Below are 23,164 nucleotides of genomic sequence, written 5' to 3' on the forward strand. Positions count from 1 at the left end.
CATGCGTTTTACTAGAATCTGATGTCAGCTCCTACGGTGAAGGTTTTCATGAGAGGATAAGAATCGTAGTTCTTTTGTTCCGGGTCATGAAACTCGTTCATGGGCGAAATAGCGAAAAGGTTGGTACCGTTGAAGTACAGTTGCGCGCTCGTGAGGCCGATGGTACGCACCCAGTTCTTGGGCAGGCTGTATCCCAGGTTCAGCATCTTCATGCGGAGATAGGCGCCACTGCGCATCCAGAAGTTGGTGGCCACGCTGCCGGACTCCTGCCAGTTGCTGCCGACAGGGCGGGGATACTTCGCATCGGGGTTCTCGGGTGTCCATACATCGTCTGCCCAGATGGGGTAATACGGACGAACGCTGCCACCGTGCTGGCGCATACCTGCACCTTCCTGGTTGCTGATCACGCGGTCGTAAGCGGTAACGCCCTGGAAGAACGTCTGCAACGCCCAGTTTTTGTAAGACAGGTTGAGGCCCAAACCGAAGTTCACGCGGGGGGTGGCGTTGTCGGAGAGCAATTGCATATCGTTGTTGTCGATCTTGCCGTCGGGACCGGGCGCATAGTTTTCGCCGCGGATATCTTCGAACAGGATGGCGCCGAGGTACGGATTACGGCCGTATTGCTTGAAACCCTTGGCCAGCAAACCATCCAACTGCTCCTGCGTGCGGATGAGGCCGAGCGACCGCAGGCCTACGATCCTCGTTTCCGGCCGTCCGATGCGCGATTCGAAATTACGCAGGCCGTTGGGGCCCAGCGCGGCGTCTTCATCATAAATATCCCAGCGGTCTTTCACATAGCCAACATTGGCATTGATGGAGTAATTGATCTTTCCGGAAGCAGCTTTGTCGCGCCATTCCAGCGTCAGCTCACCCCCTCTCCAGGAACGTGCCGCATAGTTTTCAGGCGCCAGCGACTGGCCATAGTTGTCCGGTACGCGCACCTGGCGGTAACCGAGGATATCGGTTTCCTTGCGGACGAACACGTCTACCGTACCGTTAAAGCGGCCACGGAGGATGGTAAAGTCGATACCTGCGTTATAGGAAGCGGATTTTGCCCACGTCAGGTTCGGATTGGGCGTAGCGCCGGGAGCGATACCCTGGTAGAGGCGATCGCCAAACATATAGCTGCTGCCGTTCACGATCCGCTGGCGGAACGAGAAGGGCGATATCCTGTTGCCCGCAGCATCCAGGTCGTTACCCGTGGTACCGTAGGAAGCGCGGATCTTCAGGTCGTCGAACGCACGCGTGGCGTTTTTGAACCAGGTCTCTTCCGACAGGCGCCATGCGGCAGACACAGACGGGAAGAAGCCCCAACGGCTATTGCTGGGGAACAGCGTGTTACCGTCGTACCGGAAAGAGAATTCGGCGATATAGCGGCTGTCGAAGTTATAGTTCACGCGGCCGATCCAGGACTGGCGTGCGCCCACGGAGTCTTTACCGCTGGAGTTGCGGAACTGCCGGTCGGTCGGATATGCGATAAACTGATCATACGGCGTGATGGGATTCTCCGCGCGGGAATAGGCGATGCTGCCACCGGTTTCCGACTGTTCGAATACCATCAACGCGTCGATGCCATGCTTGCCGAAGGTACGGTTGTAATTCAGGAACCAGTTCAACTGATAGCTCCACCAGGTGGAGATATTGTAATCCATGAAAGGCTGATTGGAACTGAATGTGAAAATGTTGGTCTTGTTCGGGTCTGGCGGGGCGGGAATGAAACGGTTGCCGTCCGGGTCTTTAGGGTTGAACACATAGTTCTTCTGGTAGGTGAGGAATCGCTTGCGCATGTAATCTTCCGCCAGGTAGCTGCCCGATACTTTCGTGGTCAGGCCTTTCACGTATTTGCCCAGATCGATGTCGATACCGAGGATGGAGTTCAGCTGGCGGTTGCGCGTTTTGATATAGCGGTTGCCGATCACCTGGTCGATCACGCTCCAGGCCTGCCAGCTGCCCATGGGCGTCTGCACCGGGTAATCCGTTACATAATTGACGGGCGTACCGTCGGCCAGCGTATAGAACGGGAATGTTTTGGGCCAGTTGAACGTTACACGGTAAAGATCGGATACATCGAAATCGTCGTCGCCGGTGAACGGCCAGTAGAAACGGTCGAGATTCTGCTGGTTAGCGGCAATGTTGAGGTTGATCTTGATCGCATCCGAAACTTTGGCGGTGACGTTGCTGCGGAGATTGACCTTGCTGTTGTCGAGGCTTTTGTAGGAACCTTTTTCTCCCCGGTAGCTCAGCAGCGAATAGTAGGTGATCTTTTCGCTGCCGCCGGCAACGCTGAGCGAGTGGCGGTGGCTGGACGGATCGCGCCAGATGAAATCGTGGACGTTGTAATGTTTGTCTTTGAAGTAGTCGAACTCTTCCTGGCCGTTGGGTTTCGGGGTACCGAGGAATTCGGCCACGCGGTTTTGGTAGGTGAGCTCGTCTGCCGCGGTGGTCTTGTCAGACAGCAGCTCGCGGGTGGGCCGTGCGGTGGTGTAGTTCGTCTGGAAGCTAAACACAGGTTTGCCGAGCGAGCCTTTCTTGGTGGTCACCAGCACAACGCCGTTACCTGCGCGGGAACCATACACGGCAGCGGTAGCCGCGTCTTTGAGGAAGCTCATCTGGTCTACTTCCGCAGCCTCGAGCGCGTCGAACGCTTCTTTGTCGCGCACCACCCCGTCTATCACATAAAGCGGTTCAGCAAAAGCGCCGCGGATGCGGATGCCCGCGGTAGAACCGGAAAGGCCGGAAGTATTGGTCACGTTGACCCCGGGTGCGCGGCCGGCGAGGGTATTGGAAAGGTTAGCCGGCGCCATGTTCACCAGTTCCTCCGCGCGCACGGCAGTAACCGGCCCGGTGAGGTTTACTTTCTTCTGCGTGCCGTAACCCACTACCACGAGCTCGTTGAGCCCTTTGGCGGCGGCGGTCATTACCACATCCAGCCGGTCCTGGTTGCCGACGGCGATTTCCTGGGTGTTGTAGCCCACAAACCGGAAGATAAGGACGGCCCCGTTGTCGGGCACGTTGAGGGAATACTCACCGTTGACGTTGGTGACCGTGCCGCTGGTGGCGCCTTTGATGGCGATGGTTACGCCGGGCAATCCGCCGCCGGTGCCGTCCGTAACGCGGCCCGTGATCTTTCGGTCAAAAGCTGCCGCTTCGTACGGCGCGCGGGCGATGCCCATGGAGGCGTAGCCCATCAGGAGGCAGACGGAAAGCGCCGCCGGGACGAGCCCCGCGATCCGCCGGACCGTCCGGTTACAGCCACTGTTGTGCTGCAGGGATTTCGATTGATGGAATAGCATATCGATTTGGTTTATGAAAAAGCAATGATGAACGGCTTTGGCATGTGCGCACGAAGGCGCAATCGGTTGCAGGCATGGCAATCCCGATCGGCGTTCTGCACGTCGTTTTTCGATGTTGAAATGGGATCGGATTTCCCCGGTCCGGGGAATACTAGCTGGCTAACCGCAGCAACGGGCTACGGCATGCATGGCTCACTGTCCAATAAATGCATCATACTTTCGTCAGGTTTATTGCTTAAATAGAAATGGTACGAATATTCCTTTGCCTGCCGGATGGATTCGTAAAAAACAATGTGTAATGATTCCTGTAAAAAACCTTTTCACTGTGACTAATGTCCATGCTTCGATTTGATTTTATTCGCTGTAAATAGAAAGTCGATAACCCAGGTGCAAGCGCACAAAAGCTATTTGAATGGAACTTGAAAAATATGGTCAAACACGACGGGTGCTATATGCTCGATTTACGGTTTCTCAATCCTGCACGCCGTTATGCCGTTTAAAATAGTGTTTTGCAAAAGATGACGATCAGAATTTGGTTTCTTTGCGTTGCTTACAAATATATTCTTAAAACTTTCTTTTCCTAACTTTTTTTAACAGATCGATATTATATTTTCTTCACTTTTATTAAAGTCTTTCAAACTTCTATAAAATTTTTCACCAAGTTTCATTTCCGAAATATAAAAAAGGCCCGTTTCCGGGCCTTCATGAAAAGTTGGCGGTTATGGCAGGATCAGGGGTACAACAGGTATTTCTTTCGCATCTGTTTGTATTGGCTTAAACCGGGCTCCCAGCTCTTGCGGATCTCCGCTTCCGACATTCCGGCTTCTATCTGTTTGCGGAATTCGCGCGTGCCCACCAGTCCGTCGATACTGTTGATCTGCCGGCTGTAACTCCGGTCGAAGAACTTCGATTTGTCGGGATATGCTTTATACAGCTCGATCATCCAGCCGATATTGAGCTGCCCCTTTTTGCGCCAGGGCGAAATATCGAAAGTCCGCAGATCGAGGCCGTAACAGGTTTCGTTCTGGTGGAGGGGCGTCTCGCTTTTGCCAGGCATGCTTACCGGCTTGAAACTGAAATCGTATTTCCCTTTCAGCGCCGGCGCGCCCAGCACGGTAAACGGCATATCCGTGCCGCGGCCCTGGCTGAGGATCGTACCTTCGAACATGCATAAGGATGGGTACAGTATGATCGACTGCTGTGTGTTCAGGTTGGGCGACGGCGCCACGGGCAGCACGTAATCCATATCGTGCCGGTAATTTTTCAGCTGGATGATCTTCAGGTTGCATTTCTTTTTGTTGCGCATCCATCCCTGCCCGTTGATCATCTGTGCAAACTCGCCGATGGTCATACCGTGCGTCATGGGTACAGGATATCGCCCGATCCCCGACTCCAGCGTCATATCCAGCACCGGCCCGTCTACAAACCCGTTGGGATTGGGCCTGTCGAGAATGATCAGCGTCTTCTTCGCATCGGCACAGGCTTCCATGATCTCGCGGAGGGTATTGATGAGCGTATAGAACCGGCAGCCCACGTCCTGCAGATCGAACACCATCACATCGATGGCGGCCATCTGCGCGGGCGACGGCTTCCTGCGGTTGCCGTACAGCGATATTACGGGAATGCCTGTCTGCGGGTCTATCTCGTCTTTCACCACCGCGCCGTTGCTGGCGTTGTTCCGGAAACCATGCTCCGGGCCGAAGATCGTTTTGATCTTCACGCCGCGCTTCAGCAAACTGTCTACAATGGGCTGATCGCCGATGATGGACGTTGGGTTGATCATCATGCCGACTTTTTTCCCTTTCAGCAGCGGCAGGTATACTTCCACCTGGTCTGCCCCCGTCCGGATGGGCTGCTGGGCCTTCGCGGCCGACAATCCCGCCACGGCGATCAATACGAGTAAATACTTCATAAACGTGATTTCGCTTTCCTTTCAGACAAACTTAACACTTACAGCCGTTATATTCCATCAAAAAAGAAAGGGCGCCCTTCGCAGCGGCGCCCCTATCCACACATCCGTTCCTTCGCCTCCCCGTCAAGGGAGCTCCTTCAGCCATTGTTCCGCGTAGGAACGGGCGGCTTTCACCGTTTCCGGCCCGGCGCGGAAGCATAGCTTCCAATCGCGGCTCCTTTTCTCCAGTGCGGGATCTTCAAAAACCATTTTACTGCCTTTCTTCACCAGTTTCGCGTTGAAATCGATATCGGATGTAAGTGCCAGAAAGGCTTTCAGGCGGAGCTTGAGCATCCCTTCCACGGTACCGGGATAGGTTTCCTCGTACTTCGCCAACTGGGCTTTGAACGCGGCCGTCGGGGGACCGGGCAGTTCGCCAACCATGGATTGAACGTATATCTTGTGCATCTTGTGCTTCGGGTCTTTCAACGCCGCAATGAGCTCTTTCATGGATTTCAGCGCTTCGCCGTAGCTTTCCTTGTACTCCGCTTCGGCGGTTTCGTGGATTTTCTCCAGTTCCTTGTAATCTTTTTCGGCTTTGCGGATGGCCGCTTTCAGTTTGGCGTTGCCGTCTTTCGGCGCGTCTTTTTCCCATTCTTCCACATACGCCGTTTTGTATTCCGGTGTGGAAACGTAGGCTTTGATGTAGTCGCCCATTTCCCTGACGGCCTGCGCACGTTCTTCGGGCGGGATCTGTTTGCCTTTATAAGCGCCTATGAGCTCGAGTTTTCCGGAAAGCAGGTTGCGGTCGATGGACTTGTGCGCATCTTCGTCCGTAACACCGAGGCGGGAGATGATGTTGCTGGCGCCGAACGCCAGGATGCCCGTGGCGAGCACGGCAATCGTTAATTTGATCATAGCTGAAAAATGTTAGGGGTAACCAATATGCAAAAGTATCGCTGCCGTTGTATCCGGGAGCGATGCCGCGCTCAGACCGTCGTTTCCATCCACCGAAACGCATTTTCCGCATCCTGAAACGTAAAAGCCCCCCAGCCAGTGAACTGGCCGCGGGGGCATGTATTTGTGTAACACCAGGAAAGCGGTGTGCCGGTCAGTTGCGGACCGGTTTGATAGCGCCAAAACTTCCTTCGCCATGGAACCAGCGCGCCGCCTGGCCCGTGAGCCAGAGGTAATAATCGCTGGCCAGGTCTGCGTCGATGCCGACGAACCGGCGGTCGCCATGTTGCGGCAACTCCCCTTCCCGGGCGCATTTGTATATCGCCGTGCCTTCATCTATCTCGTCGAACATGGCCACGTACAGCGACCGCGCGCCTGAAATCTTCGCGCCGGCCACCTGCTGCCAGAGGAAATCCCCTTTCAGCCGCGGAATGGAATTATACTGCGCCGGATCGTTTTTCAGGTTCCCCCAGCTGAACCCGGGGAACGCCAGCGGCACATAGGTAATGTTGTTGTTTTTGCACCACTGGATGTCGGCCGCCAGCTCCACGCCCGCCACCTGCGTGTAATTACCGCTGCTGTAGCGGCCCACGGCCCAGGGCATCACGATGTCCGTTTTCTTAATAAGCGCATGCAGGGCAGGATTGTTTTCCGTATCGTTGCGCATGCTCCGCCAGTAATACGGCACGCCCAGCATGACGGACACGCGTTTCTCCGGCCCCTTCAGCCTTCCCACCAGCTGGTCCACATCTGCCGTGGTATAGCGGCGATTGTCGTTAAAACCCACGCCCCAGAGCACTACCAGCGGTTTCTTGTTGTGCCGCAGGTAGGTGGGATGGGCTTTGTTGTCGAACAGGTTGAAAGTGGTCTGCAATTCTTTCCAGTCTTTCTCGATATACGCCACGTCTTCGGGCGCGCATCCGCTCAGGTCGTACATCACGCAGATGGCGCGGCCATGCTTTTTCGCAGCTTTCAGGGCGTTTTCGAGGACTTTGTTGAAATGCCTTTTGCCTTTGGGATTGGATTCCTTCACTTCCACCACGAAGCGCTGCATGAATACGCCGTCGATCCCGTAATCCTTCATCCATTTGAAATGCAGGTCTACGGTAGATTCGTCGTACGGACTGTACATATACACGTCTGACCCGTCGGCGTACTTGAAATCGGTCTTGTATTTCTGCGTGTACTCGGTCATATCCGGGTAGAAATCCACCGCGGAGCAACCGGGCTTGAAACCGCCGCAGTGGCCCATGCCGAGATGGTACCAGCCGCGGTCGGAGCCGTCGCCCTGCGCGGCGAACCAGCCCTGGTAGCCGGCCATGACGAGGTTGTCGTAAGCGGTGTACAGGCAACCGGATTCGTCGTACACGATCTCCTTCACAGGAGGCTGCGGTGGCGGAGGGCCTTCGCCGCCACTGTTGGAGCCGCTTTTGGCGCAACTCAGCGCCACGAGCGCGAGCGCGGATAAGAAAATGGTCTTTATCATAGATCGGAAGCATAAATGCCTGCGGAAGCGGATGCCGCCGCAGGCATGGGTTTACAGATCGAAGGGCACGGCCTTCGCGTAGTTCGGTTTGGATTCCACGGCATCGATGAGCGCACCGATGCGGAAGTAATAGGTTTTGCCGGGCTTGAGGATGTCGCGCACGTTCGGGCTTTGCAGGTCGATCGTGAGGGTGTACGTGGTGTTCGGGTCCGTCACGGCGTTGATGTCCTGCTCGGCGGCGGTGAGCCGGAGCGTCTCTCCCACCCTGAAATCGCTGTGGGCATACAGCCCGATCTTGCGGACGTTATTGGTCACCTGCTGTTGCAGCTTGAAGGTGGCCGTTACGATGTTGCCGTTTTTGGTGACGGAAGGGTTCACGATCCGGATGTACGGCGTCACGTTGAAATCCATTTTCGTGCGCCCGGCGATGCGGATGTCTTGCGGCTCCACGGGAATGAAGTTGCCGCGCACGGGCGCCACGGAATAGTCCGCTTCGAACAGCAACGAGTTTTCATAATTGCCGTCTGCCTTGAAGATGAGCCATTGCGGCTGCACGTTGTCCCATCCATGTTCCTTCAGTTCCACTACCGATCCGCGGATAACATCCTGCTCCAGCAGTTGTTTGGTACCGGCGTCATAAATACTGCCGTACAGGCCGGCGGTGGGCGCATCGTAGTTGTCTTTCTCGCACGCGGTGAGCCCGACGAGCAGCAAGCCTAATATAAAAGCGGTTCTTTTCATGTTCGTAGTTTTTTCGGATCAATACTGCGGGTTTTGTACCAGTCCGTTAGACGCGATACCGGGAATAGACCGGTAATACGAGCGTTCGGAGAAGGTTTTGGGCGTATAGTTCGGCACCACCACGCGCACGAAGATGTACTTGGTGGCGGGCAGCGCGCGCAGGTCCTGCAAAGGCAACAGCGAATGCACGACACGGTTGTTGAATTCGGTATGGTATTCGCGGCGGCGGATGAGGTCCCAGAAACGTTTGTTCTCGAACGCCAGCTCCACTCTCCTTTCCCGCTGCACATTCGCGGAAGTGAGCGCGATGGCAGTGGTATGGCCTGCGCGGCGGCGGATATCGTTCAGCGCCTTTGCGGCTTCCGCGGCGTTGCCCGTCCCGCTTTCCACCACGGCTTCGGCGTAGTTGAGCAGCACTTCGGCATACCGGAACTCGATGAAATCGGAGGTGCTCTGGTTCCAGCCTGCTACCACGGGCGCGGTATGGTTCATGAACTTCTTGAAGGAAAAGCCCGTCCGCGTGTTATTCCCGCCATACGAATCGAAACCGGAATACTGCGAGGTATTGGCCGCGCCATATGTGTAATACGTGTGCCCGTTGACGGTGATCTCCGCCTTGGTGCGGATCACGGCCTGCCCGTTGGGCTGCACGTAACCCGCCTGGATAACGATGGGAGTACCTTTCCACGCCGTTCCGGGCAGGATGGCCGTGCCCCAGAGGCGCGCGTCTTTCCCCTTGAAGATATCGTTGGGGGAATCGAACTGGAGATAGTGCAGGCCGGCGTTGAACCCGCCGTAATCGGTGACGTCGCCTTCGGTGGTGGTAACAACCGGGGATGACTGTCCCGGACGGTCATATCGTTCGTACAGGTCGATGAGGTCGAGCGTAGGGTTCATCCGCCCGGGGTGCGGCCAGCCGTTGGCGGATTGTGCGGGCTGGTACCAGATGTCGTAGTTATGACCGGTGAACTGCCCCGGCAATGTGAACCCTTTAATGAGGATCGTTTCCTTATCGCCACCGTTGGGATTGGCAAAGAGCATGCGGTAATTTTCCGCCGCCTCTTCCGGCGAAGCCGGATTCGCCCCGTACAGCGCGAATTGGCCCGACTGGATGATTAGTTCACTAGCCTGGATACAGGCGGTGTAATACGCCGCTGCGTCGCCGGCCGTCATCCCCACCAGTTTATCCGTCACGGCGGCACCCGACATGGGCGCACGGCCCCAGAATTTGGCGACAGACGCGGCATGCAGGGCAGCGCGCGATTTCAGTGCGGCGGCGGTGTACTTCGTAGCACGGCGACTTTTCCCGTCGCCCGGTTCCAGGTTGGCGATGGCCTGGTCGCACAGTTCCATTACATAGTCCCAGGTTGCTTTTTCCGTGCTGCGCGGCACTTTCAGGCTTTCCACATCGCCGGTGTATTGCTGGGTCTGCTTGATGAGGGGAACGCCGCCGTAGCGTTTCGCCAGGGCGAAGTAAGCATATGCCTTGATGAAGGCGCTCTCGCCGATGAGTTTTTTCTTATCGGCTTCGATCACGTCCAGCGTGGGAATGGCGTCTGCCAGGAGGTTCACGTCGCGGATGAGCTTGTAGCCCTGGTCCCACCACTGAAAATCCCCGTCGCCCACGAAATCGCCGAATTCGGAATGCACGGCTTCATCGGTGACCATGGCCGGCGCGAAGCCGCCGTTATTGGGATCGCCGCCGTTCTGATTGAAGCCTCCGCGGAAAAACGCGAAATCTTCGATCGGCAGCTGGTAATATAAGTTGGCCATGTAAAGCTTCACGCCTTCGGGATCGCCGAAGAGGTCTTTGGCCAGGATCTTGTCTGTAGGCTCGAGATCCAGCACAGACTTGCAGCTGAAGAGCGTCACGGCCAGCAGGCATGTCAGTAGTTTACGGTAATTCTGCATATCGTCCCGTTTTAGAAGTTAGCGTTGATACCGAAGTTGTAGGTCCGCATGAGCGGATAGTTGAACCCGGCGTTGAAGAGGCCTTCGAGCCTTTCGGGGTCGAAAGGTTTCACGAACGAATCGGCGAAGGTGAACAGGTTGAAGCCGCTGGCGTACACGCGGATGCGTTCCAGGCCGGCTTTGCGGTAAAGCCTGTTGGGAACGGTGTATCCCAGCTCGAGGCTCTTGAGGCGGAGGTACGATGCGTTGCGGCGCCATACGGAGCTTTCGGCGTACATCATGCCTACGTTGTAATTGAACCGGGTGGCGGGCCATTTACCGGCGATCCACTGGCTGTTGGGATCGTAGGCATCGGCTTTATGCCAGCGGTCGAAGAAATAGGCGGGCGTGTTGCCGCGGAAAGCGAGCACTTCGGCGTACACTTCGCTGAACCGGACGGTGTACATGGCCGCGCCCTGGAAGAGCATGTTAAGGTCGAAGCCTTTGTAGCTGGCGCCGAGCGAGAAACCATAGTTGATCTTGGGGTTCTTGCCGCTGGGGTTCTGGTTGTCGTTGGTACCGTTCTGACCGAGGAACAGCGGCAACAGGTCTGCGTCGTTGATCACCCCGTCGTTGTTCACGTCCTGGTACTTGAAATCTCCCGGCAGTTCGCGCGTGTTGGCCTGGTCGCCGCCCTGGATGGGGTATTTATTGATCTCGTCCTGCGTCTGGAACTGGCCGAGATAGGTGTATCCCCAAACAATGTCGTTATACCGGTTGGTACGCCCGTTGCGCCAGCGTTCGAAGCTGTTGCGCGGAAGGTCGCCTTCCTGGTAGAGATTCATGATGCGGGAATAGTTGAAGTTGGCGGAGATGTTGTACTGGAATTCGCCGATGCGGTTGTTGTGCCCAATGGTGAAATCGAAGCCCTGCACGCGGTCGCTGTTGAGGTTTTCTTCGGGGAGCGATCCGCCGAAGGTATTGGGCAGGGAAATATTCCTCCGCGCCAGCAATCCCGAACGGTTGCGACGGTATACATCGAACTCGAGGGTGAATTTATTCTGGAACAGACCGAGATCGATGCCGATGTTGATGATCTTCGAGGTGAACCAGGTCAGTTTCTCATTGGTGATCCCGGGCGAAGAGGCGCCACTGGTCAATGTTCCGTTTGCGAACTCATAGGTGCCGCCGCCCTCGGTCGAGAAGCCGGCGATGTACTGGAACGGTGCGCCCGCGTCTTCCCCTACCGACCCGTACGAAGCGTCCAGCTTCAGGTTCGATACCACGGGAAGGGCTTTCTGGATGAAGGGTTCTTCAGACAAGCGCCATCCGCCCGTCACCACCGGGAAGAATCCCCATCTGCGGTCTGGATGATAGCGGTAGGAACCGTCTTCGCGGAACGCGAATTCCACGATGTATTTCCGTTTGAAATCATACGAAAAACGGCCGATGTACGAGAGGTTGGCGAACTCGTTCTCCATCCCCGAATTCTCCTGCCGCGCACGGCTCGCCCGGTCTATCTGGTCGTTGGTGAAGAAATCGTAGTACCGGCGCAGATAAGCGTCCCGTCCCCAGTTCTGCTGCTGTTCCACCACCATGGTTGCGGCTACGTTGTGGTTGGCGGCGAAAGTCCGGGCGTAATTGATCTGCCCCTGGAGCGTAACGCGGTTGCCGTTGCCATAGTTATTGGAAATGGAGCCGTTACCGTCGCGCTGGCGCTCTTTCAGGTATTGGCCATTCACATATTTATAGAGGTCGTACGCTTTGCTGAGGTCTTTATTGGAATAGCTCGTAAGGTCGTACCCCGCTACGCCGCGGATGCTGAGCCCTTCCACGAAAGGTACCGTATAAGTAAGCGAGCCGGTGGCCTGTACGTTGCGGGTCACGCTTTCGTTATAGCCGGTGATGCCGCGCTGGCTCAGGATCACGGGGTTTTGGTTGCTGGGCGCCACCACGCTCGGGTATTCCGGGTTATTGTTGGCGTACACGCGGTCTGTGGGCAGGGAAACGCGGGTGCCTTTGAAGATGTTGAAGAAGTTCTCGCCGGGTACCGTCCGGTTATCGTACCGCCCTGCGATGAGGAGCTCGGCCTTCAGGTTGGGATGCAGCATGGTGGTGATGTTGGAGCGCAGGTTGAAACGCTTGTACCACATATCGTTGCTGCGGAGCAGGGAGTTTTCGTCGGCGTAGCCGAAGCTGAAGAAATACTGCGTTTTTTCGTTTCCGCCGGAGGCCGACAGGTTATGCTGTTGCTGCATGGCGGTGTTTTTCATGGCCGCGGCGTACCAGTCGGTGCTTTCGTAGCCGGGTTCCTGGTTCACCCATTTCTGCAGTTCGTCTTTGGTGAGGTACGGTGTTCCCAGGCTGAAGAGGTCTGCTTCGTTGCGCATCGTGAGCCATTCGCCGGCATTCGCCATGCGGGGCACGTCTGTCGGTTTCATGATGCCGACCACACCGGCGTAGTTGAAGTTCGCTTTGCCGGAAGCGCCTTTCTTGGTCGTCACGATCACTACGCCGTTGGCGGCGCGGAGCCCGTAAATGGCGGCAGACGCGTCTTTGAGGAAGCTCACGCTTTCGATGTCGTCCGGGTTGAGGCGCTGGAATTCGTTGGCCCCGTCCCGCGCGATGCCGTCGATCACGAAGAGCGGCGTACCGAAACCGCGGATGTTGATCATGTTATTGAAAGTGCCGGGCTCGCCGCCGAGCTGGCGGATCTGGAGGCCGGCTACCTTGCCCTGGAGTTTCTGGGCAAGACTGATGTTGGTCGTGGTCTGGATTTCCTTGCCGGAGATGTTGCTCACCGCGCCGGTTACGACTTCTTTTCGCTTCGTACCGTATCCTACGACCACCACGCCGGCGAGCTGTTCTTCGGTGGAGGTAAGGGCTACGTCGATCACGGAGCGGTTGCCGATCGTTTCGGAAACGGAAACCATGCCGAGGAACGCGAAATGCAGCTGGGAGGCTCCGTCAGGGAGCTGGATGAGGTATTGGCCCCGCGCGTCTGTAGTGACGCCGGTCCTTTTCCCGGCGGCGTCTGTCGTATATACGCTCACACCGGGCAAGGGGGGACCGTCTTTGCTTTCCTTCACCTTCCCGCTAACCGATCGTTGCTGGGCGATCAGGCTGAGGGGCAGAAGGGATAGCAGCATCAGTAGTACATGGATTTTCTTCATAACGTAAATGTTTTCATGCTGTTCATTTGGAAAGGATGATGAGTTCACTCCTGGAATAGCCGCGTGGCGGCTGGCGCCACTAGGGCGGGAACGTGGTCGCATAGTGCATAAGGGGAACGTTGATCTTGGTTAATAATATGTCGGAAACCTTTTATTCTGCGCCGAGCTTTTTGTTGGGCAGCGGCCCCATCTCCAGTTCCAGGTGCCCGCCGTTCACAAGGTCGGCGTGGGAGAACGAGAGTTTGGACAGCGGCTTGCCGTTGAAGCGTGCGCTTTGGATATATTTATTGACGATGGAACTTTTCGGTGCGGAAACCCTGAACGTTTTTCCGTTTTGCAGCCGGATGGAAACGCTGCTGAAAACGGGGCTCGTGATGGTGTATTCCGGGATGCCCGGTGTGAGCGGGTAAAAGCCCATGCTGGCAAAGACGACGAAGGCAGACATGCCTCCGCCGTCTTCATCGCCCGGGATGCCGAAGATGTTGTCTTTGAACCAGGTGTCCAGCAGAAAGCGGGTGCGCTTTTGCGTTTTCCAGGGCGATGCGGTGAAATTGTAGAGGAATGGAATATGAAAACTCGGCTCGTTGCCCATGGAAAATTGCCCCACGAGCCCCGTTGCATCAGGGAATTTGCTCCAGAATTCGTACTTCGAGCGGTCGAGGCTTTCGCGGAACAGCTGATCGAGCCGCGCTTCGAAAGCCGCTTTGCCGCCGTTGAGGGCGATGAGGTCGGGGATGTTCTGCTGCACCTGCCAGGCGTAGGTCCAGCCGTTGTTTTCGTCGTAATATTCGCGGCCGCCCATGCCGCCGTCGAACTTCGCGTCGATGGAGATCCAGTTGCCCTTATCGTCTTTCGGCAGGAACAATTTCTTTTCCGGGTGCCAGAGGTTGCGGTAATTCCGTCCGCGCGGCGCAAAAATCGCCGTATCGGAATTTTTCCCGAGGTCGGCGGCGAGCTGCGCCAGCGCCCAGTCGTCGTACGCATTCCCCAGCGTCACCGCCACGGCCTGCCGTTTTTCGAAGGAATGCACTTTCTCTACCGGCTCCTTTTCGCCCGGCGCCAATGCGGGGAAATATCCTTTTTCGTGGTAGAAATCGTCGAGCGGGGTTTTGTCTTCGTTCCGCCAGGGCAGCATGGTGGCGCTCACGGCATTTTTGCGCATGCCGGCATAGGCGGTTTCCATATCATAATGGCGGAGGCCTTTGCGCCAGGCGTCGAGGAACACGATGGTGGAATGGAAGCCGTTCATGCAGGCATGGTCGCCGAAAAGCACGGGAAACGTAGGCATCCAGCCACTTTGCTCGTACATTTTCACGTAGGATTGCAGCATGTCTTCTTCGCCTTTGGGGTCGAGGATCATGCGGAGGGGATGATGGGCGAGATAAGTGTCCCACGACCAATCGTCCACATAAAACGGCCGGTCCGTTTTCTCCACGCGTTTACTGTAACCGCTGTAATACTGACCGTTTTCCGTGACGTCGGTCATCCGTTCGTAGCAGCGGTACAGCGCGGTGTAGAAGGAACGTTGTTGCGCCGGGGTGCCGCCCTGCACGGTAATCTGGCCGATGGCGCGGTCCCAGGCTTTTTGTCCGGCGGCGGTAAACTGCGCGAAGCTGGATTTTTCCACTTCCTGTTCGAAGTTCCGTTTCGCCTGTTCGGGGCTTACGTAGCTGATGGCATATTTCAGTTCCAGGGTGCGCGCAGCGGATGAAAAGACCGCCGCGGCGCGGGGGCCTTCCTGCATCGCAGGTGTGGGTGTTTCGCTGAAGGCGCCGTACATATAGACCTTTACGTCGCCCTGCCAGGTTTCCATGCCGCGGATGCGGTTGCCGGGGAGGAACTCCAGCTGCGAGGGGCCCGGGTTATAGGCATCGAACAAAACCGCTTTCGGTTTCCCTTCCGGGAACGTAAACCGGAAAATCCCCGTCTTCTTACCCGCCGTAAATTCTACTTTTATCTCATCGTCGATCAGGTAGGTCGAATAATACCACGGACGGTTCACTTCCAGCTCATGGTCCCAGGTCTGCCGCTGGCGCCAACTTTCCTTGCCAACCGGTTTCACGGAAGGCTTCAGGGCAAAAACCTGTCCGAGGCGGTGGGAAACAACGTTCATGGGGAAGCTGGAGATCTGATCGTCCAGGAAATCTTTCCTTTGCGGCGTAAACCGGACCATCTGGTTGGGCAGTTGCACCGTGGGGCGCGTCGGCTCCAGTAAAGCACCTACCGCCCCGATGGTTGGGTCAATGCTTTTCAGATACCCCGGCTCGTTGGTCACCTGGGCATGGCAAGCGGTAAAAACGAGATGGCCCGCCAGGAGGATTTGCATCATTTTTTTCATATCCGTTCGTGGAATTGTTGATTGTTGATGCAAGTAACCCGCAACCCACTAATAAAGTCATTAACGGATCCACTAACCGGGAAATTAATTTTCAAATATTTTACAACAAATTGATTTTATTACGTTAACGAATATATTAATTTCATCAAACCGACAAGTTTTCCCCGCTTTGCCGGCCAACGCAAACCTGATCCCCCCGAAATCCCGCGTTTCGTTTTGCGTTTATTCCTCATTTTTTTGTTCCTTTAGAACGGAACGGATTTGTGTAGCGAAGAAGTGTAAAAAAGACATCCACGTAAATATTCAACCAAGATTGCGCGCCTCCCATGAGGAAGTATATATATTGTATCGTTGCCTGTTTGTGCCAGGGGTTTGTTGCGATGAGCCAATCGCACGGACTGGAGTTTTCCAGTCACGAAGTGGTGCCCGAGCATCGCACGGCGCTCGACCTTACTCCCGGTACGCCCTACTGCCTGAAAGGCGGGCAGACGGAAATTTCCTTCCAGCTGGCTTTCCGTCCCCATCTCGAAACTTATTTCGGGTATATTCTTCGCATGTTGACGGAAGAGCGGCAAAACATTGACCTGGTGTACAACCAGCGGACGATGACCATTCATTTCGTCATCGGGGAAACGATTACCGGCAGCGCTCCGCTCGACAGTTCCCTGCTTACCGGCCAGTGGCTCCGGCTGCGCGTGGTGCTGGATGCGGGGAAGAATACCGCTTCGTTTTATTGTAACGACAAGCTGGCCGGCAGTGGAAAGCTGCCTTTTGCGAAGGGTTCCTGCTGCCGCATCTTCTTCGGCGCCATCAAACACGAAGGTTTCCAGACGCTCGACGTACCGCCCATGCGCCTGCGCGACGTCCGCCTCCTCGAAAACGGCGCCGTCAAGCGCTTCTATCCCCTGAACGAATCCTCCGGCCAGGAAGCCCGCGACGCGGAAAGCGGCCCTTCCGCCCGCGCCGCCAATCCCGTCTGGATCAAGCCGAGGCACCAGCAATGGGAAAACCGCCTCACCCTCGAAACCACCGGTACACCGAGCGTTGCTTATAACGAGCGCGACGATCAGTTGTACGTTGTGACGGACGATACCCTGTTCACCTACTCTTTCCGGAACGGCGCGCTGCGGGCAGACGCCGCGGCGAGGGGCAACCGCATCCTGCCAGCCGGCAACCAGTCTGTCTACGATCCCCACCGCCACCGCCTCATTAACTTTTATATCGACGAAAAGAAAGTGGCGACGCTGACGCCGGGGGCCGACCGTTGGTCGAACACCTTTTACGCGACCTTGCTTACGGAATGGTGGCAGGCCAACAAGTTCTATTCGCCGGTCGACAGTAATTTATACATCATCGGCGGGTATGGCCAGTTGCATTACAAGAACGGTGTACAACGGTACCGCTTCAACGAAGACCGCTGGGATTCCATTCCTTCGCATGGCGACGCGTTTTCTCCCCGGTACCTCGCGGGGCTGGGGCTCAATGCGGCGGGCGACACGGCTTTCATCATCGGCGGGTACGGCAGCAATACGGGCGACCAGGCCGTGAATCCGCGTTTTACGTACGATATGCTGGCGTATAGCGTGCGGACCGGGGTTTTCACGCAGCTGTATACCCTTCCGCAGCCGGAGCATCATTTTTGTTTTGCGAACAGCCTTGTTATCGATTCGGCGAGCCGGGAATATTATGGGTTGATTTACCCGACAGACCGGTTCCAGTCGAGCCTCCAGCTGGTGCGGGGCTCTTTGTCGAAGCCAGAGTTCCAACTCATGGGGGATTCTTTGCCATACCAGTTTTACGACATCGGATCGTTTGCGGATTTGTATTACAGTCCACGGAGCCGCCAATTGATCGCGGTAACGATCTGGAACGGGAAAGACAGTATGTCGGGCGTGCGCGCCTGGTCGCTGGATTTTCCGCCGAACGCGTTGCAGCCGGTGGTGCCGGTACGGTCGTCGACGGGATGGTATTGGGTGTTGCTCGTGCCGGTGGGTATGGCGGTATGGTTGCTGTTCCGGAAGCGGAAAAGGAAACCTTCGGGCGGGGTGCCGCAGCAAGTTCCCCAGGCTTTGGAAACTTCGGAGCCGGCGCCGGGGATGCCGGAACGATCGGCCATTTTCCTGTTTGGGCAGTTCGAAGCGTTTGACCGGGAAGGGAATGATATTACGAAGCAGTTTACGCCCTTGTTGAAGGAATTGTTCCTGTTGCTGATGGTGCATTCGATGAAAGATGGTAAAGGGATTTCGTCGGATTCGTTGTATGAGGCGTTGTGGAGTGATAAGGCGCCGAAAGACGCGAAGAACAATTTTTCGGTGAATATGGTGAAATTGAAAGGGGTGTTGGAGAAGATCGGCGGGTTCCATATCGGGAAGGAGCCTGGCCGCTGGAAGCTCGATGTGCTGGAGGGTTCCGCCTGGATCGATTATGAAGCTTTCACGAAACTGACGCAGCGCCCTGGCAGTGAGAGGCCTGATAAAGCCACGGTGACCGCGGTGCTGGAGATCGTGCAGCGGGGCGCTTTCCTGCGGACGACGCATTACGAGTGGCTCGACGATGTAAAATTCCAGGTGGCCGACGCGGTGACAGGACTGTTATTGCGATATATGTCCACGGCCGATCGGCAAACCGAGGCGGATTTTATTCTCCGTGCGGCCAATGCCATTTTCCTGTTCGACAATCTGAACGAAGAAGCGTTAACCTACAAATGCCGGATACTCAACCAGCTGGGGCGTCATAGCCTCGCGCGGGATGCGTACGAGAAGTTCGCCAAGGAGTACCGGGAAAGTTACGGGCAAGAATTTGGAACGGCGTTCGTGGATTTGTTGCAGCATTGATGAAGAGGTAACTACGTTCTTATTTATGTTCCCTGTCAGGCAGATGTTCCTTTTCTTCTGATATACTTTTTCAATTGGCGGTATTGCTTTTCAACGAGCTGCCTGTCGCCGGAAAAGGAACAATGAAATACTTCGAAATGATCTTTCTTTTTGAAGGCGAATACCAGGTAAACTTTATCCTTTTCGAAGCGGAATGAGCAATTGGATGGATTGTCGGCGTCGAAACGCATCTCCTGCCCGACCGAAACGTTACCTTTCAAAACTTCCAGGACTGCTACGGTCGCGCGAACCCCGGATGCGGGCTGAAACTCCTCGCGTTCATAATCCATCGTTTTCACCACCAGGATATATTCACTGGTTTTTACATGGCTGGTAACCGGGTGTACCATGAGGCAATCGCAAGCGGACATCGTTGCCGGGATAATCATTAAGATTGACTGAAGGCACAGGAATAAAAGAAGTTTCTGCATTGTATAATTCATTAAAACGATTATTAAAACGCTTCACTCCTCCCAGCGAAGGACAACGAACAGGTGCCTTGTGACTGAGTTTAAAACAAGCACCGTGAACACTGCTTGGATGTGGAGATGGCGGCAGATACTGAATACTTCGAGCGGGCTGCATTAATGAAAATAGCCAAATTTCCATGCAACTTGAATTCAACAAACTCCGCCCATAAACCCCGTAAAGAGATCGTTACAAACCCTGCAAGCGCCGCCCTGATGCGAAGACGGCGGTAGTCCCCGTCTGTTATTCAACTCGAATGCAATCTCGGCAGCAGCCCAATTCCTATACAACCTATACATCAACCGATTTTGTACAAAATCCCCGTAAACGAGATCATAACAAGCACAGTAATCATTGCCCCGAGCGCAAATATGACGAAAGATTCACGCTTGATGTTTGCCAACTTTACTGAATGGACGGTATTTACCGGCCAATTTGTTCTTTTCAGGTAGTGAATGCTCGCGACATGCGCGAAAACGCTCAGGATCGATAGCGTGTAATATGGAATAAAGAACAACTTGGACGGATATTCAACCGCTACATTCGCGGCAAAATAAAAATCGGTTTCGATATGCCATTGATAGCGCGCCAACATGACGGCGGCAACGTGATTGATGAGAAAAAGCGCCAGATAAATACCACTGAGCGCCTGCACCTTAACGGCAACGGACTGCCGCCTGAAACCTTTTCTTGCGATGAGGGTTACGCCACTGACGATCTGCGAAACAACGCAAACCAACAGCAATATTTCCACCGGTGGAAAGCGGTAGAACTTCCGGAAAATTTCCATCACCCGGATATGCGATTGCGGCCCCGCCAGCGCGAAGAGATGATTGGTAAAATGTAGTAACAGGAAGCATGCAATGATAATTCCGGATACCCGGTGAAATTTCTGGAGTGCCGTGGCCATAGGTTTTGCGGTTTCAAGATGTAGGATGAATGAGCCAATCCCTCAGCGAATTCCGGATTGCGCGAAAATTCGCCCTAAACGTAACGAAGGTACGCATCACATACTATGCATCGAAAAGAATGTTCTTTTCATTTCCCAAAATACCGAAAAACCGGTAGGCGCAAAAAATCCGACTCACTGTAGCAACAGCCTCACCACATGCCGGTAATTCTTCCCCAACGGCAATTGCTTCCCCGATTTCAACTGGATCACGTTCCATCCTATCAAGCACAAGAAACTGCAGTTGAGGATGAAGGAATACAGATATACCAGCAGCCGCGAAAAATCGAACTCACTGTAGCAACAGCCTCACCACATGCCGGTAATTCTTCCCCAAAGGCAATTGCTTCCCCGATTTCAGCTGGATCACGTTCCGTCCTATCAAGCACAAGAAACTGCAGTTGAGGATGAAGGAATACAGATATACCAGCAGCCGCGAAAAATCGAACTCACTGTAGCAACAGCCTCACCACATGCCGGTAATTCTTCCCTAACGGCAATTGCTTCCCCGATTTCAACTGGATCACGTTCCATCCTATCAAGCACAAGAAACTGCAGTCGAGGATGAAGGAATACAGATATACCAGCAGCCGCGAAAAATCGAACTCACTGCAGCAACAACCTCACCACATGGCGATAATTCTTCCCCAATGGCAATTGCTTCCCCGATTTCAACTGGATCACGTTCCCTTCTATCGAGCGCACGAACCGGCGATTGAGAATATAAGATTTGTGAATACGAACGAATGTCTCTGAAGGCAACTGCTCCTCAAAACTCGACAACGTCCTCGGCGTGAGAATGAATCGCTCCGCCTCCCAGATCTTCACATAATTGCCGAGGCTTTCCAGGTATTGCACCTGCTCCAGCTCCACCTGGATCCATTTCCGGTCGCTCTTCACGAACAAACGCCCCCGATCCTCCGATATGTACGGGTTCGCTGATGAAACCGGCTCCCCCTCTTGCGGAAACGATCGTACCGGCGGTGTTTCCGACGCTGGGGAATTGCCTGTTGACTGGGCCCACTGCTCCTGCCCTTTCCCTTGCTGGGCCCGTTGCTGGTTTTCCCCTTCCGCCCGCAACCTGAAAATACTTTGCGCCCGGTTCACCGCTTTCAGGAAACGGTCGAACCGGAAAGGCTTCAGCAGGTAGTCGCAGACTTCCAGCTCATATCCTTCCAGCGCATGCTCCTCATACGCCGACGTAATGATCACCAGCGGCCGGTGTTGCAATGTGCGCAAGAAATCCAGCCCGCTGAGCCGCGGCATCCGGATGTCCAGGAAAATAAGGTCTACCGGCCGGCGGTTCAGGAACGCCAGCGCCTCCGTGGCCAGGTAACACTGCCCCACGATCTCCAGGTCCGGGATATCGCGGGCATATTGCAGAATCACGTCGTGCGCCAGGGGCTCGTCGTCTACGATGAGGCATTGCAGGCTCATGAGAAATCAATGATAAGTTCCGCGATAAATGTATGATTTTTTGTGCCGGTTTCGAGCGAATGGCGCCCGGGATATAAAAGTCCCAGCCTTCGCCGCAAATTAGTCAGCCCTATGCCCGGAGGCCCTTCCGACTCGGAAACGAACGAATTCTCGCACCGGAACCGCAACTGCGCTTCGTCGCAATACAACGAAATGTGCAAATGCGCCGCCTCCGCTGAAGGCTCCACCCCATGCTTGAAAGCATTCTCCACCAGCACCGCCAGCAACAACGGCGAAACCTGCCTCCCCTGCACCCGGATATCCCGCTCGAAACGGATATCCGCCCGGCGCTTCAACCGGATCTCCTCCAGCGCAATGTAATTTTCCAGATAACGGACTTCCTCCTCCACCTCCACAGCCGTCTCCTTGCCCCTGTAAATCACATACCGCATCAGCTCCGACAATTGCAGGATGCTTTCCGGCGTTCTGTCTGACTGCGTAAGGCTCAGGGCATACAGGTTATTGAGCGTATTGAAAAAGAAATGCGGGTTCAGCTGCTGCTTCAGCAAATCCAGCTCCGCCTGCGCCTTCTCTTTCTCCAATGCCGCGATCTGGCTGTTTTGCCGTCCCCACTGTATCGACACCACCAGCGGCAGACTGATGAGCATGATCATGATCGCCGCGAACGCATTTTCCATCACGAACGGATTGGATGGAAAAACCCCACCCAGCAAACGGTTCACCGGCAACCATAACAACAGCTGCGCGATCACCGGGTACAACAACGCCGCCGTGGCCAAAACGCCCCCCGCATACAACACGATCCCGTAACGCTTCAACACCTTCGCCACCAGCACCCGGCTGTTGATGTAAAAAAACAGGTACCCGCAGGCGTACATCACGCAGAACTGCAGGGCAAACGACCAAAAACTCCACCAGTGGCGGAAAAGCGCCGGCAAACTGAACTCGAACCCTATCAGCAGAAAACCCTGCCGATTGTACTGCGGATCATCCATACTGGAAACCGCCATGGCCGCCAGTGTAAGCGCGATCAACACGATCGTGAACAACACCGCCCGCTCCAGGCTGATCCGCCGCCACCAGCCACCCGCCCCGCCGCTTTTACGAAAATAACCCTGCAACTGCACCGCTACTTCGATCACCATCGTACCCATAGCCGCCGTGGCAAAGCACCCGCCGGGAATATCCGGCACACGCAGGCTTTCCATCCCAAATACTTGCAACCACAACCAAACGATAAACACAAGCCCCCAGGCACTTACGCGCCACCATAGCGCGGCACTTTCCGTCCAGCGACCGCGCAGCGCCACGTATAGCCATACCGGTAACTGGCAGACCACCACCAGGCCATATATCTTTCCGTACATCGCCCAACCGCTGTCAGCCGCCAGCGTATAGATAGCCGCTATCCAGGCGAACCACCCCGCCAGTAACCATAGCTCCAGCCCGCGCATCCCGGCCAGTACGTTTTCGTGCCTCTTTTTCGTGTTCATACGGATTAAAAGAAATCAATCCGGGGAATCTGGACAAAATTTAATGACGAACGACCTTGTTTTCGTGATGTAAGTTCGCCGGTCCGGAAATCAGGGTTTATACACCTTTCATCATGGTCCCGGAAGTGTACGGCATATCAAATTGCCGGTGAAAAATACCGGCGATAATTTGCCT

The 23,164-nt window shown here is 55.3% G+C and carries 13 protein-coding genes; 1 reads left to right on the top strand and 12 read right to left on the bottom strand.

Features of this window, described 5'->3' with window-relative positions; all coding sequences use genetic code 11:
* Positions 1-11: 11 nt before the first annotated feature.
* The 8 genes from WJU22_RS19535 to WJU22_RS19570 all read right to left on the bottom strand — a co-directional run bounded on the left by WJU22_RS19535 (position 12) and on the right by WJU22_RS19570 (position 15,769).
* Entirely contained in the window at positions 12-3,293 is a 3,282-nt protein-coding gene (locus tag WJU22_RS19535) for a TonB-dependent receptor (RefSeq protein WP_341839848.1), read from the bottom strand.
* Between the two features lie 730 nt (positions 3,294-4,023).
* Complete coding sequence (locus WJU22_RS19540; protein WP_341839849.1) at positions 4,024-5,205, bottom strand: DUF1343 domain-containing protein; 1,182 nt, start codon at positions 5,203-5,205, stop codon at positions 4,024-4,026.
* Positions 5,206-5,328: 123 nt separating this feature from the next.
* On the bottom strand, positions 5,329-6,102 hold the full coding sequence (locus WJU22_RS19545) for a hypothetical protein (protein ID WP_341839850.1): 774 nt from the start codon (positions 6,100-6,102) through the stop codon (positions 5,329-5,331).
* A gap of 193 nt (positions 6,103-6,295) precedes the next feature.
* Entirely contained in the window at positions 6,296-7,627 is a 1,332-nt protein-coding gene (locus WJU22_RS19550) for a glycoside hydrolase family 71/99-like protein (protein ID WP_341839851.1), read from the bottom strand.
* A gap of 51 nt (positions 7,628-7,678) precedes the next feature.
* The gene (locus WJU22_RS19555; RefSeq protein ID WP_341839852.1) at positions 7,679-8,368 is read right to left on the bottom strand and encodes a DUF3823 domain-containing protein; all 690 of its coding nucleotides are present in this window, start codon (positions 8,366-8,368) and stop codon (positions 7,679-7,681) included.
* An 18-nt stretch (positions 8,369-8,386) separates the two neighbouring features.
* The gene (locus tag WJU22_RS19560; protein WP_341839853.1) at positions 8,387-10,279 is read right to left on the bottom strand and encodes a RagB/SusD family nutrient uptake outer membrane protein; all 1,893 of its coding nucleotides are present in this window, start codon (positions 10,277-10,279) and stop codon (positions 8,387-8,389) included.
* 11 nt (positions 10,280-10,290) lie between these two features.
* Complete coding sequence (locus WJU22_RS19565) at positions 10,291-13,431, bottom strand: TonB-dependent receptor (RefSeq protein WP_341839854.1); 3,141 nt, start codon at positions 13,429-13,431, stop codon at positions 10,291-10,293.
* A 151-nt stretch (positions 13,432-13,582) separates the two neighbouring features.
* Entirely contained in the window at positions 13,583-15,769 is a 2,187-nt protein-coding gene (locus WJU22_RS19570) for a GH92 family glycosyl hydrolase (RefSeq protein WP_341839855.1), read from the bottom strand.
* Between the two features lie 380 nt (positions 15,770-16,149).
* Here WJU22_RS19570 and WJU22_RS19575 point away from each other — a divergent pair, with 380 nt between their 5' ends.
* Positions 16,150-18,603, top strand: a complete 2,454-nt coding sequence (locus WJU22_RS19575) for a hypothetical protein (RefSeq protein WP_341839856.1) — start codon at positions 16,150-16,152, stop codon at positions 18,601-18,603.
* 35 nt (positions 18,604-18,638) lie between these two features.
* On the opposite strand, the gene WJU22_RS19580 is transcribed toward WJU22_RS19575, so the two are convergent.
* The 4 genes from WJU22_RS19580 to WJU22_RS19595 form a co-directional block, all read right to left on the bottom strand.
* Complete coding sequence (locus WJU22_RS19580; RefSeq protein WP_341839857.1) at positions 18,639-19,073, bottom strand: hypothetical protein; 435 nt, start codon at positions 19,071-19,073, stop codon at positions 18,639-18,641.
* Between the two features lie 335 nt (positions 19,074-19,408).
* Positions 19,409-20,020, bottom strand: a complete 612-nt coding sequence (locus WJU22_RS19585; protein WP_341839858.1) for a hypothetical protein — start codon at positions 20,018-20,020, stop codon at positions 19,409-19,411.
* 645 nt (positions 20,021-20,665) lie between these two features.
* A complete protein-coding gene (locus WJU22_RS19590) occupies positions 20,666-21,496 on the bottom strand; it encodes a response regulator transcription factor (RefSeq protein WP_341839859.1) in 831 nt (276 codons plus the stop codon).
* A complete protein-coding gene (locus tag WJU22_RS19595) occupies positions 21,493-22,989 on the bottom strand; it encodes a sensor histidine kinase (RefSeq protein WP_341839860.1) in 1,497 nt (498 codons plus the stop codon). The genes WJU22_RS19590 and WJU22_RS19595 overlap by 4 nt, the downstream gene beginning before the upstream one ends.
* Positions 22,990-23,164: the final 175 nt, after the last annotated feature.

The sequence above is a fragment of the Chitinophaga caseinilytica genome (assembly GCF_038396765.1).
Classification (GTDB): Bacteria; Bacteroidota; Bacteroidia; order Chitinophagales; family Chitinophagaceae; genus Chitinophaga; species Chitinophaga caseinilytica.